At 62.3% G+C, this 12,549-nt stretch carries 11 protein-coding genes; 6 read left to right on the top strand and 5 right to left on the bottom strand.

Going from position 1 to position 12,549, the window contains the following annotated elements; all coding sequences use genetic code 11:
• The 4 genes from J2857_RS27135 to J2857_RS27150 all read left to right on the top strand — a co-directional run bounded on the left by J2857_RS27135 (window position 1) and on the right by J2857_RS27150 (window position 6,017).
• Window positions 1-1,431 (top strand): ammonium transporter, encoded by a 1,431-nt coding sequence (locus tag J2857_RS27135; RefSeq protein WP_210013184.1) that lies wholly within the window; start codon window positions 1-3, stop codon window positions 1,429-1,431.
• A 240-nt stretch (window positions 1,432-1,671) separates the two neighbouring features.
• On the top strand, window positions 1,672-4,371 hold the full coding sequence (locus J2857_RS27140; RefSeq protein WP_210013185.1) for an FtsK/SpoIIIE family DNA translocase: 2,700 nt from the start codon (window positions 1,672-1,674) through the stop codon (window positions 4,369-4,371).
• Window positions 4,372-4,445: 74 nt separating this feature from the next.
• Window positions 4,446-5,102, top strand: coding sequence for an outer membrane lipoprotein carrier protein LolA (locus tag J2857_RS27145; protein WP_210013186.1), 657 nt, complete (start codon window positions 4,446-4,448; stop codon window positions 5,100-5,102).
• A 111-nt stretch (window positions 5,103-5,213) separates the two neighbouring features.
• Window positions 5,214-6,017 (top strand): exodeoxyribonuclease III, encoded by an 804-nt coding sequence (locus J2857_RS27150; protein ID WP_210013187.1) that lies wholly within the window; start codon window positions 5,214-5,216, stop codon window positions 6,015-6,017.
• Window positions 6,018-6,168: 151 nt separating this feature from the next.
• Here the strand turns inward: J2857_RS27150 and J2857_RS27155 are convergent, their stop codons facing one another.
• Entirely contained in the window at window positions 6,169-6,624 is a 456-nt protein-coding gene (locus J2857_RS27155; RefSeq protein WP_210013188.1) for a cyclic nucleotide-binding domain-containing protein, read from the bottom strand.
• Window positions 6,625-6,633: 9 nt separating this feature from the next.
• Window positions 6,634-7,317, bottom strand: coding sequence for a response regulator transcription factor (locus tag J2857_RS27160; RefSeq protein WP_046637381.1), 684 nt, complete (start codon window positions 7,315-7,317; stop codon window positions 6,634-6,636).
• 140 nt (window positions 7,318-7,457) lie between these two features.
• Between J2857_RS27160 and J2857_RS27165 the strand changes: the two genes are divergently transcribed.
• Window positions 7,458-8,021 carry a L,D-transpeptidase family protein gene (locus tag J2857_RS27165; RefSeq protein ID WP_210013189.1) on the top strand — a complete coding sequence of 188 codons (564 nt, stop codon included), beginning with the start codon at window positions 7,458-7,460 and terminating at the stop codon, window positions 8,019-8,021.
• A gap of 65 nt (window positions 8,022-8,086) precedes the next feature.
• Here the strand turns inward: J2857_RS27165 and leuC are convergent, their stop codons facing one another.
• A complete protein-coding gene (gene leuC / locus J2857_RS27170) occupies window positions 8,087-9,496 on the bottom strand; it encodes a 3-isopropylmalate dehydratase large subunit (RefSeq protein ID WP_210013190.1) in 1,410 nt (469 codons plus the stop codon).
• Between the two features lie 319 nt (window positions 9,497-9,815).
• Here leuC and ppk2 point away from each other — a divergent pair, with 319 nt between their 5' ends.
• Window positions 9,816-10,730: a polyphosphate kinase 2 gene (gene ppk2, locus J2857_RS27175; protein WP_210013191.1), complete on the top strand. Its 915-nt coding sequence runs from the start codon at window positions 9,816-9,818 to the stop codon at window positions 10,728-10,730.
• 58 nt (window positions 10,731-10,788) lie between these two features.
• Here ppk2 and J2857_RS27180 read toward each other — a convergent pair whose 3' ends face one another.
• Together J2857_RS27180 and J2857_RS27185 are read right to left on the bottom strand one after the other, a co-directional pair.
• Entirely contained in the window at window positions 10,789-11,607 is an 819-nt protein-coding gene (locus J2857_RS27180; protein WP_210013192.1) for an amino acid ABC transporter permease, read from the bottom strand.
• Between the two features lie 4 nt (window positions 11,608-11,611).
• Window positions 11,612-12,409 (bottom strand): transporter substrate-binding domain-containing protein, encoded by a 798-nt coding sequence (locus J2857_RS27185; RefSeq protein ID WP_210013193.1) that lies wholly within the window; start codon window positions 12,407-12,409, stop codon window positions 11,612-11,614.
• Window positions 12,410-12,549: the final 140 nt, after the last annotated feature.

The following is a 12,549-nucleotide window of genomic DNA, read 5'->3' on the forward strand; positions in this document are numbered from 1 at the left end:
ATGCAATTTAACAAGATTTCCACTCTGGGACGTCTGGGGGCCGCCGCTGCGGCGCTTCTCGCGCCCGCAGTCGCTTTTGCGCAGACGGCTGCCGCACCGGCGGCTGAAGCTGCAGCAGCAGCTCCGGCGATGACGATGGACAAGGGTGACAACACCTGGATGCTCATTTCGACCATTCTCGTGCTGCTGATGACCATTCCGGGTCTCGCGCTCTTCTACGGCGGCCTCGTCCGCGCCAAGAACATGCTGTCCGTGCTGATGCAGGTCTTCATGATCACAGCTGTCGTGATGATCATCTGGGTCACCTACGGCTATTCGCTGGCCTTCACCAACGGCGGTTCGCTGAACAGTTTCGTTGGCGGCTTCTCCAAGATGTTCCTGGCCGGCGTCACCACGTCGTCGCTGGCCGAAACCTTCACCAAGGGCGTCGCCATTCCGGAACTAACCTTCGTCTGCTTCCAGATGACCTTTGCCTGCATCACGCCGGCCCTGATCGTCGGCGCCTTTGCCGAGCGCATCAAGTTCTCGGCCGTCATGCTGTTCGTCATCCTGTGGGTCACGTTCATCTATTTCCCGATGGCGCACATGGTCTGGTTCTGGGGCGGCCCGAGCGCCTATGCGGATCCGTCCGGCCTGATCTTCTCCTACGGAGCGATCGATTTTGCCGGCGGTACCGTCGTGCACATCAATGCCGGTATTGCGGGCCTTGTCGGCGCGATCATGCTCGGCAAGCGCACCGGCTACAAGAAGGACATCATGGCTCCGCATTCCATGACCCTCACCATGGTCGGCGCTTCGCTCCTCTGGGTCGGCTGGTTCGGCTTTAACGCCGGCTCCAACCTCGAAGCCAACGCCTATGCATCGCTCGCCATGATCAACACCTTCGTCGCAACGGCTGCCGCCGCTGTCTCGTGGTGCCTGGTCGAAACCTTCTCCCGCGGCAAGGCCTCCATGCTGGGCGCCGCCTCGGGTGCGGTTGCCGGTCTCGTTGCCGTCACCCCGGCTGCCGGCTTTGCCGGCCCGATGGGCTCGATCGTTCTCGGCCTCATCGTTTCGCCGGTCTGCTACTTCTTCGTCGACGTGGTGAAGAACAAGTTCAACTACGACGACTCGCTCGACGTCTTCGGGGTCCATTGCATCGGCGGTATCCTCGGCGCCATCGGCACCGGTATCCTCGTCAACCCGGCACTCGGCGGCGCAGGCATCGTCGACTACTCGACAGCCGACTTCGCAGCCTCCTATTCGGGCACGGCGACGCAGGTCTGGGCACAGCTCAAGGGCGTTCTGACGACCCTCCTGTGGTCCGGCATCGGTTCGGCGATCCTCTACAAGGTTGTCGACCTGATCGTCGGTCTGCGCGTCACTGTCGAAGCCGAACGCGAAGGTCTTGACCTCGCGACCCACGGCGAAGCCGCCTATCACGCGTCCTGATCAATGGTTTGCGGCGGCGGGTGACCGCCGCCGCAATCTCACACAGCAGCTTTTTGGCAACTGCATTCGCCCGGGCCTCGGCCCGGGCTTTTTTATTCATGTTTTCAGCCCTTCCGCGGCCCGTCGTGGTTAAAGGGGCATTAACCACCGTCGCGCTATTCTCCGCTGGAATTGCGTGAATCAGCTGTCAGGCTGCCAATTCGCGCTTGTAGTTGCGTTCAAGGACGGCGGGCAGAAACGATGGGCAGAAGCAGTTCAGCGGCTATGGCAAACCGGTCCACCCGCCTGGTGCTCACCGCCTTCGTGTGGCGGCAGGCGGTGGCGCTTGTGGGTTTCGGCGTCTTCCTCGCGCTGGCGTTGGCGGTTGCGGCGCTGGCGACCTGGAACGTAGCCGACCCGAGCTTTTCCTATGCGACCGACAATGCGCCGACCAATATCCTCGGCTTTGCCGGCGCGGCCTTCGCCGACCTGATGATGCAGTTTCTCGGCCTTGCGAGCCTTGTCGCCCTGCTGCCGGTTCTCGCCTTCGCCCTGGCATTGATCGCCGGCCGCAAATATGACCGCGTCCCGGCTCGCCTCGCCGCCTGGGGCGGCGGCACGCTGCTCGCTTCGGCGATGCTCGGCTGCTTTCCCGCACCGCTCACCTGGCCGATCCCGAACGGTATCGGCGGCGTCATCGGCGACATGATCCTGCGTTTCCCGGCGCTGTTCGTCGGCGCCTATCCGACGGGTACCGTGGCGATGGTGCTCGGCTGCCTCTTCATCATCCCCTGCGCCTGGCTGATGCTGTTTGCCTCCGGCCTCGTCGGCGAAGCCTTCGCGGAGGATGCGGAGGACGACGACCAGCCGGTTGCAGCGGCAAAAACCCGTTCCAAGCGCGAGGAGATCGAGGAAGAGGACGACGAGGACCGGTTCGCCGGCTTCCTGGCCTTCGGCGCGCTTGCTCACTACTGGTATATCGCCCAGGCCAGATTGCGCCGCCTTGCCGGCATCAAGCCGCGCAGCCGAATGGACTTCGACCAACCCTACGATTTCAATGAGGACGAGTTCGGGACGCTGAACGAGCCGGTTCGCGCGAGATCGGCTCCCGTCGCCCCCGGCCGTCGCATGGAGCCCTCGCTCGATGGTCCCGTCGAACGGGTCACCTCGCCGCGTCGCGTGGTGGCAACTCCACCGATTTCTAGCCATGAGGAAGACGACGACTACGATCCGCCGTTCGACCGGGACGACATGCCACCGCGTCCGGTGGGCATCCTTGCCGATGACGACGAGGACGACGATGCGCCGTTCGTCGCCTCGCGCGCACCGCAGACCGTCAACGGCGTCCGCGTCCAGCAGCGTGTGGCGCCGTCGGCTGCGCCGCCAAAGCCGAGCGCCCGTGTTGCCCGCGAAGCCCAGGGCTCGTTCATCGCGCCTGATGGCTTCCAGCTTCCTTCCGTCCATCTGTTGAACGAACCGAAGGCCGTCGCCCGCGACGCCTCGCTGTCCGCCGATGCGCTGGAGCAGAATGCCCGCCTTCTCGAAGGCGTTCTCGAGGATTTCGGCGTCAAGGGCGAGATCATCCATGTCCGCCCCGGTCCGGTCGTCACGCTTTACGAACTCGAGCCTGCGCCGGGCATCAAGTCGTCGCGCGTCATCGGCCTGGCGGACGATATCGCCCGTTCGATGAGTGCAATCGCCGCCCGCGTCGCCGTCGTCCCCGGCCGCAATGCCATCGGGATCGAACTGCCGAACCGCACCCGCGAGACGGTCTATCTGCGCGAAATGATCGGCTCCAAGGATTTCGAGGGCAGCAAGGCGAAGCTCGCCATGGCGCTCGGCAAGACGATCGGCGGCGAGCCTGTCGTCGCCGATCTTGCCAAGATGCCGCACCTGCTCGTCGCCGGTACCACCGGTTCGGGTAAATCTGTCGCCATCAACACGATGATCCTCTCGCTTCTCTACCGCTATACGCCGGAGAAGTGCCGCCTGATCATGATCGACCCGAAGATGCTCGAACTCTCCGTCTATGACGGTATTCCGCATCTTCTCTCGCCCGTCGTCACCGACCCGAAAAAGGCTGTGGTCGCGCTCAAGTGGACCGTCCGCGAGATGGAAGAGCGTTACAAGAAGATGTCGAAGATCGGCGTGCGCAATATCGACGGCTTCAACAGCCGCGTCGAGCAGGCGCTCGAAAAAGGCGAGGTGCTGACTCGCACCGTGCAGACCGGCTTCGATCGCCATACCGGCGAGGCGATGTACGAGACCGAGGAATTCGATCTCCAGCCGATCCCCTATATCGTCGTGATCATCGACGAAATGGCCGACCTGATGATGGTGGCCGGCAAGGACATCGAAGGCGCCGTGCAGCGTCTGGCGCAGATGGCGCGTGCGGCCGGCATCCATGTGATCATGGCGACCCAGCGTCCCTCGGTCGACGTCATCACCGGCACGATCAAGGCCAACTTCCCGACCCGCATTTCCTTCCAGGTGACGTCGAAGATCGACAGCCGCACGATCCTCGGCGAGCAGGGCGCCGAACAGCTGCTCGGCATGGGCGACATGCTCTACATGGCCGGCGGCGGCCGCATCCAGCGCGTTCACGGGCCGTTCGTCTCCGATACGGAAGTGGAAGACATCGTCGCCTACTTGAAAACTCAGGGCCAACCCCAATATCTCGATGCGATCACGGCCGATGACGACGAGGATGGCGACGGCCCCGGCTCTGCCGGCATGTCCAACCTCGCAGAGTCGGACGACCCTTATGACCAGGCGGTGGCGATCGTGCTGCGGGACGGCAAGGCGTCGACGTCCTATGTCCAGCGCCGTCTCGGCATCGGCTACAACCGTGCTGCTTCGCTCATCGAGCGGATGGAACAGGAGGGGCTGATCGGGCCGGCCAACCATGCCGGCAAACGCGAAATCCTGGTGCCGACCGAGGGCGACATCCTCGAACGGTAAGGCTTTCGTGATCACCAGGGGCCGGCCATCAAGCCGCCGCCTTTGGTGCGGAGGAGTAACGAAAGGAGACCAGAATGAGACAAGAAAAGACTATCCTTTCAAACATCAATACCAGCGTGCTCAGCCGCCGGCAGTTTTCGCTCGGGCTCGCGGGCCTGGCAGCAGCCGCGTTTGCGCCGAACCCCGGCTTTGCCCAGAGCTCCAGCAGTGCGGCGGCCCAGAAGATCGCCGACCATTTCTCCTCGGTCAAAACCATGATGGGCGAATTCGTGCAGTTCGGGCCGCGCGGCGAGCAGACCGGCGGAAAATTCTTTATCGAACGCCCCGGCAAGCTGCGCTTCAATTTCGAGGACCCGTCGCCGATCCGCGTCATCGCCGACGGCAACAACGTCGTCATCGGCAATATGAAGCTCAAGACCTGGGATATCTACCCGCTCTCCAAGACGCCGCTCAGCCTGCTGCTCGCCAGCCGCATCGACCTCGGCAACCAGATGGTCCGCGACGTCAAGCAGGAATCCGACCTCACCACGATCGTGCTCGGCAACAAGACCGTCTTCGGCGATTCGACGATTACCATGATGTTCGATTCCAAGACCTACGACCTGCGCCAATGGACGATCACCGACGCCCAGAACAAGGACACATCGGTGATGATCTACAACGTCCAGAACGGCGTCAATCTCGACGAAAAGGTCTTCATCATTCCCTATGAGGACGTCCGCAAGGGCTGACCTTAGCAGGGCCTGGAAAGCAAAAGGGGCTGCGCTTGATTGCGCGGCCCTTTTCGCTTCTCAGGGACCACAAAATTTCCTAAAGCTCGCGGCAAAGCCCCGAGGGATATCATGACATTTTCGATCACGACCTGGAATATCAACTCCGTGCGGCTGCGCATGCCGATCGTCCAGCAGTTCCTCGTCCGCCACAAGCCGGACATTCTCTGCCTGCAGGAAATCAAGTGCCAGGAGCCCGAATTCCCGCTGCAGCCGCTGAAGGACCTCGGCTACCAGCACATCATCATCCACGGCCAGAAGGGCTATCACGGCGTCGCCATCGCCTCGAAGGTGCCACTCCTCGAAGACCATCGCCAGAACTACTGCAATGTCGGCGATGCCCGGCACATTTCGGCGATCTTCGAGCGCGGCTCGCGGCGGATCCGCCTGCATAATTTCTACGTGCCGGCCGGCGGCGACGAGCCGGACCGGACGGTCAATCCGAAATTCGGCCACAAGCTCGATTTCGTCGAGGAGATGAAGGCACTGAAGGCGGACGGCATGCCCGGCATTTCGTCGATCCTCGTCGGCGACCTCAATATCGCGCCGCTGGAGCACGATGTCTGGTCACACAAGCAGCTGCTGAAGATCGTCAGCCACACGCCTGTCGAGACCGAGGGCATGAAGGAGGTCATCGCCAAGGGCGGCTGGCTCGACCTGATGCGCCAGCATACGCCGGAACCTGAGAAGATCTACACGTGGTGGAGCTACCGCGCCAAGGACTGGGAAGCGGCCAACAAGGGCCGCCGCCTCGACCATATCTGGTCGTCACCCGACCTCGGGCCGTTCCTTGACCGTATTGACGTACTGAAGGAAGCCCGCGGCTGGAACCAGCCTTCGGACCATGTGCCGGTGACGGCGGTGTTCAAGTTCTGACGTGGCGTTGGACGTCGCATCTGGATCCTCGGGTCAAGCCCGAGCATGACGCAAACAAGGGGCGTGCCATGCCGTGAGCTCCGCCTGAAGAGCATCAAGGTCGTCATCCTCGGGCCTGACCCGAGGATCCAGGACGAAGCTGCTTCGAAGTTCAGGCAAACCGGTCCTGCATCGCTGCCGCCGCCTTGGCGAGGCTGGCGATGTTGTCGCGGATGCGGCTTTCGATCACCCGGCCGACCTGCGGATATTCCTCCAGCAGGCGGTGGAACAGCGAGCGGCTGATCTTCAGGGCTTCGGAATCCTCGATCGCAATGGCGGTGAACTTGCGCTCGACCATGGTGACGAGCGCAAGTTCCGACAGCAGGGTGCCGGCCCCAACCGTTGCTTCGACCTTCAACTCGCCGCCCCGATCCGCCATCAGCAGCTCGAAACGGCCTCTTGCGACGATGAAAGCCGATTCGGCCGGGGATTTTTCCCGGAACAGTTGCTGACCGGTCGTCACCTGCCGACGCTCGGCACCGAAGGCGACGAGGCGCAGCTGGTCGTCGTTCATGTCCCGGAACAGCGGGACCTGCGAAAGCAGGCGGATATCTTCGGTCAGCGACATCAGGGCCCTTTACGGTACGATCTTGTAGCCGCCGTTTTCAGTGACCAGGATTTCGGCGCTCGACGGATCGCGCTCGATTTTCTGGCGAAGACGGTAGACATGGGTTTCCAGCGTATGCGTAGTGACGCCGGAATTATAGCCCCAGACTTCCTCCAGCAGCACGTCGCGGGTCACCACTTTCTGGCCGGCGCGATAGAGGTAGCGGATGATCGCCGCTTCCTTTTCGGTGAGGCGAATCTTCTTGCCGTCCTCGGTGGTCAGCAGCTTCTGGCTCGGCTTGAAGAGATAGGGGCCGACGGTGAAGGTGGCGTCCTCGCTCTGCTCGTACTGGCGAAGCTGGGCGCGGATGCGGGCGAGCAGCACGGCGAAGCGGAAAGGCTTCGTCACGTAGTCGTTGGCACCGGCTTCGAGGCCGAGAATGGTGTCGGAATCGGTGTCATGGCCGGTCAGCATGATGATCGGCGCCTTGAAGCCGTTCTTGCGCAGCAATTTCACCGCCTCGCGGCCGTCCATATCCGGCAGGCCGACGTCCATGATCAGGAGATCGATCTGGGCGTTCTTGGCGGTCTGCAACGCCTTGGCGGCATTCGCCTCCTGGAGAATTGCGAACTCGTCGTAGAACGACAACTGCTCGACGAGCGTTTCACGCAGATCGTCGTCGTCGTCCACCAGGAGTATCGTGCGCGCTGCCATGCGTTCTTGCCTTTCGTCTCGCCGTTGCGTTCTGACTGTCGTTGCAGTCAATCGAAGCGCATTTAGGGCTCCTCGATCTAAATCCCAACGTGCTATGAATTCAAACGAAATCATATTCAAAGCAAAACCTTGTGAGAGAAATGCAACGTTTTCGCGAGGGAAATCACAAAAAGACTGCCGTCGTCACCGTCCGGACCGCGCCGCGCGACCGGCGCCGGGCGATCGTCTCCTTCGGCGGCGTCACCGCGCCGGCAGCGCTCGGACGGTCCGGCACCACGCCCTTCAAGCGGGAAGGGGATGGCGCAACGCCGATTGCGACGATGCGCCTGCTCCATGGCTATATACGTGGGGACCACGTGCGACTGCCTCCGACGGCGCTTTCGATGACGCGGATCGGCAAGGACCTGTTGTGGTGTGATCAGCCGGAGCACCCTGCCTATAATCGCCCCGTGAAGAAACGTCCCGGGGCCCCGTTTCGGCCAAGCCACGAGGAGATGATGCGGGCCGACGGGCTCTACGACATCTGCCTGGTGCTCGACTGGAACATCAAGTCGCGCGCCCGCAACCGCGGTTCGGCGATCTTTTTCCACCTCATCAAGCCCGGTTACCAGCCGACTGCCGGCTGCATCGCCGTCAGCCTCGCGGACATGAAGCGGATCATCCGCTTCCTGCGGAAGGGAACGGTGGTGAGGGTGCTTGGCTAAGGCCGCCCGAAACGAAAATGCCCGGCGCGAAGGCCGGGCATATCGAGATCAAGGCTGAAATATGCCTATTTCCACTCGCGGATGTCGACGAAATGTCCGGCGACCGCGGCAGCCGCCGCCATGGCCGGCGAGACGAGATGGGTGCGGCCCTTGTAGCCCTGGCGGCCCTCGAAATTGCGGTTCGAGGTGGAGGCGCAGCGCTCGCCCGGCTTCAGGCGGTCGTCGTTCATCGCCAGGCACATCGAGCAGCCCGGCTCGCGCCATTCGAAACCTGCGTCCTTGAAGATCTTGTCGAGGCCTTCGGCTTCCGCCTGTTCCTTGACGATGCCGGACCCGGGGACGACCATGGCGGAAACGGTCGATGCGACGGTGCGGCCTTCGACAACCTTGGCTGCGGCACGCAGGTCCTCGATGCGGCCGTTGGTGCAGGAACCGATGAAGACGCGGTCGACCGCGATGTCGGTGATCTTGGTGCCCGGCTTCAGGCCCATATACTCCAGAGCGCGCCATTTGGAGGTGCGCTTGGTTTCGTCCTGAATATCGTCCGGGTTCGGAACCGAACCCTCGACCGAGATCACGTCTTCCGGCGAGGAACCCCAGGAGACGATCGGCGGCAGGTTGGCTGCGTCGAGCACCACGACCTTGTCGAAATGCGCGCCTTCGTCGCTCTGCAGCGTCTTCCAGTAGTCGAGCGCCATGTCCCAGGCCTTGCCCTTGGGGGCGCGCGGCTTGTCCTTGATATATTCGAAGGTCTTTTCGTCCGGCGCGATCAGGCCGGCGCGGGCGCCGCCTTCGATCGTCATGTTGCAGACCGTCATGCGGCCTTCCATGGAGAGCGCGCGGATGGCCTCACCGGCGAACTCGATGACGTGGCCGGTGCCGCCGGCGGTGCCGATTTCGCCGATGATGGCAAGGATGATGTCCTTGGCGGTGACGCCCGGCGGCAGCTGGCCGTCGACGCGCACCAGCATGTTCTTCGCCTTCTTCTGCACCAGCGTCTGGGTGGCGAGCACGTGCTCGACTTCCGACGTGCCGATGCCGTGCGCCAGGGCGCCGAAGGCGCCGTGGGTCGAGGTATGGCTGTCGCCGCAGACGATGGTCATGCCCGGCAGGGTGAAGCCCTGTTCGGGGCCGACGATGTGGACGATGCCCTGGCGGACGTCCTTTTCGGAATAATATTCGACGCCGAAGTCATGGGCGTTCTGGGCAAGCGCTTCCACCTGGATGCGGCTTTCCTCGTTCTTGATGCCTTCGTGGCGGTCGGCGGTGGTCGGCACGTTGTGGTCGACGACGGCGAGCGTCTTTTCCGGCGCGCGGACCTTGCGGCCGGCGATGCGCAGGCCTTCGAACGCCTGCGGCGACGTCACCTCGTGAACGAGGTGACGGTCGATGTAGAGAAGACAGGTATTGTTCTCATCCTGCGAAACGACGTGGTCGTCCCAGATCTTGTCGTAAAGGGTGCGGGGTGCGCTCATGGCTGCTGTCCGTAAAGCTGACTGAAACTGAAATGGGTGTCCGGCAGCACGGGCTGCCGCAAGCTGAAAGATCAGCTAAGTCGGTCGCAAAGCGCCCCGGATACGCGCGCGAAAAAGCGTGCCGGCAGACGCTTGTGGTCCTGCAGCACGACGATATGGTTCGCGAGGCATCCGAATTTCGATCCCATGGCCGCTGCAATAGCAGTTTCCCGAGAAATCGGCAATCGAATTGCTTCGCAGAAAATCTGTCGCATCTCTGTCATAAAGCTTTCGCGGAAACGTGGTTGATCTGAGTCTCAATAACGGAGGAATGCCCACCATGTCCGAACCGATGCAAGACCAGCTCAGCCGCATCAAGGAGGAGATCGCCGACAGCTTCGATGAAGAGCTGGAAATGCAGATGGAAGAGGACCGGCTCGACGAGCTGGTCGCCGAGGGCATGTCCGAGCCCGCCGAGGCGACGCTCGACCGCCGGATCTATTTCCGCGAGCTCTTCCGCCTCCAGCACGAACTCGTCCGCCTGCAGGACTGGGTGCAGTACAAGAAGCTGAAGATGGTCGTGCTGTTCGAAGGCCGCGACTCGGCCGGCAAGGGCGGCGCCATCAAGCGCGTCACGCAACGCCTCAATCCGCGCGTCTGCCGCACCGTCGCCCTTCCTGCACCGACCGAGCGCGAGCGCAGCCAGTGGTATTTCCAGCGCTACGTGCCGCATCTGCCGACCGCCGGCGAAATGGTGCTGTTCGACCGTTCCTGGTACAACCGCGCCGGCGTCGAGCGCGTCATGGGCTTCTGCACCAAGGACGAACTGGAAGAATTCTTCCGCTCGGTGCCGGAATTCGAACGCATGCTGGTCCGCTCCGGCATCATCCTCGTCAAGTACTGGTTCTCGATTACCGACGAGGAGCAGGAATTCCGCTTCAAGATGCGTATCCACGATCCCCTGAAGCAGTGGAAGCTGTCGCCGATGGATCTCGAAAGCCGCGTCCACTGGGAAGAATATACCAAGGCGAAGGAAGAGATGCTCCAGCGCACCCACATTCCGGAAGCGCCGTGGTGGGTGGTGCAGGCCGTCGACAAGAAGAAGGCGCGGCTCAACATGATTTCCCATCTTCTCGCCCAGGTGCCCTACGAGACCGTGCCGAAGGAGCAGATCGACCTGCCGGGCCGCGTTCGGAACGACGATTACATCCGTCATCCGGTGCCGGCGGACATGTACGTACCGGAAGTCTACTGAATTTCTCTGCGTGTTCGCTCGATAGAGACTGAAATGGCGAGGCGGCCTCCGGGCCGCCTTATCGCTCTGTCCTTCTTCGCAACCGCCCTTCGATGCCGCGCAGGGCCAGCGACAGGCCGATCGTCAACAACAGGTAGATATAGGTGACGATCGAATAGGTTTCGAAAAAGCGGAAGGAACCAGCGGCATAGACCTTCGCCATCTGGGTGATGTCGGCGACGCCGAGCACCGAGACAAGCGATGAATCCTTCACCATGGAGACGAAATCATTGGAAAGCGGCGGCAGGATCACCCGCATCGCCTGCGGGAAGACGATCAGCCGGAAACGCTGCCAGCGGCCGAATCCCAGCGCCTTTGCCGCCTCGATCTGGCCGATGTCGATCGACTGGAACCCGGCACGAAAGATCTCGGCGATGAAGGCGGCATACCCGATCGTCAGAGCGATGATCGCCCGCCACAGCAGCGAGACGTCGCGCACCAGAAGCGCCTGCGCCCAGCCGCCCTCGATCAGCGGCGCCAGCGCCCAATTGTAGAGCGTCACGAAGGCCGGTGCGCCGACGAAGGCGATGTAGAAGAGCAGCACGAGGATCGGGATGCCGCGGATGAGCTCGATATAGAAACGCGCCGCCTGCCTCAGCACGACATTGCCGGAAAGACCCGCAAGCGCGATGCCGAGCCCCAGCAGCGTCGCAAGGAGAAAGGCGGCGAGCGTCACTCCGACCGTGATGCCGATGCCCTTGACGACGACATTGAAGACCTGGGAATAAAGGTCGTTGAGGGCGATGACCGCCGCCAAGCCGAGGCAAAGTATCGCGAAGGCGACCAGCCACCAGGGTAAATCCTGCGGCTGGGACGTTCTGCGGCGCGAAGGCGCCATGTCTTTACTGGCCCATCTTGTAATCGAGGAACCACTTCTTGTTCAGTGCGTCGAGCGTGCCGTCGACCTTCAGTGCGGCGATCGCGGCGTTGATCGGCGCAACGAGATCCGAGCCCTTCTTGAAGATGAAGCCGAAATCCTCGGTGCCGAGCGGCTGACCGATCAGCTTCAAAGAACCCCCGGATGCCTTGACGTAACCATCGCCGGCGGTGCTGTCGGTCAGCACCAGATCGACGTCTCCCGCCTTCAGCGCCTGCACCGTCGCGCCAAAAGTCTCGAACAGCTTGATCCGCGGGTTCTGCTCGTTGCCGTCGAGGATCTCGTAGACCGCGGTATAGAACGGGCTCGTTCCCGGCTGCGCGCCAATCAGCCCGGTCGTCAGGGCACCAAAGCTCCCGGCGTCGGTAAAACGCTTCTCGTCGCCGCGCACCAGCATCAGTTGCTGGGACCGCATATAGGGATCCGAGAAATCGACCTTCTGCTTGCGGTCGTCCTTGATGGTGATGCCGGTCATGCCGATGTCGTATTGCCCGTCGGAGACGGCCTGGATCATCGCGTCCCAGCTGGTGTTCTGGTATTCAAGCTTGAAATTCAGCCGCCTGGCGATCTCGTTCATCGCGTCATATTCCCAGCCGATCGCCTTGCCGCTCTTCGGATCGACGAATTGCAGCGGCGGATAGGCGTTTTCTGTCACCACCACCACGGTGCGGCCGTCGAGATTGGGAAGTTCGGCGGCAAACGCCGCCGCGGGCAGGAGGAGAAGTGCGGCAAGGCCAGCGAGGACGGTGCGGCGGGCAGGCATGGGGAAACTCCTCAAGCAAACGGTCGGGCGGAAAATTCTCACATGTTCAAAGCGGATGGCAAGGCGCATCGTTGCCCGCTGCCGGTCCGAAACGAAAAAAGGCGGCCCGAAGACCGCCTTTTCGAAATCGATGTTGGAAG

The sequence above is a fragment of the Neorhizobium galegae genome (assembly GCF_017877055.1).
GTDB classification, from domain to species: Bacteria; Pseudomonadota; Alphaproteobacteria; order Rhizobiales; family Rhizobiaceae; genus Neorhizobium; species Neorhizobium galegae_D.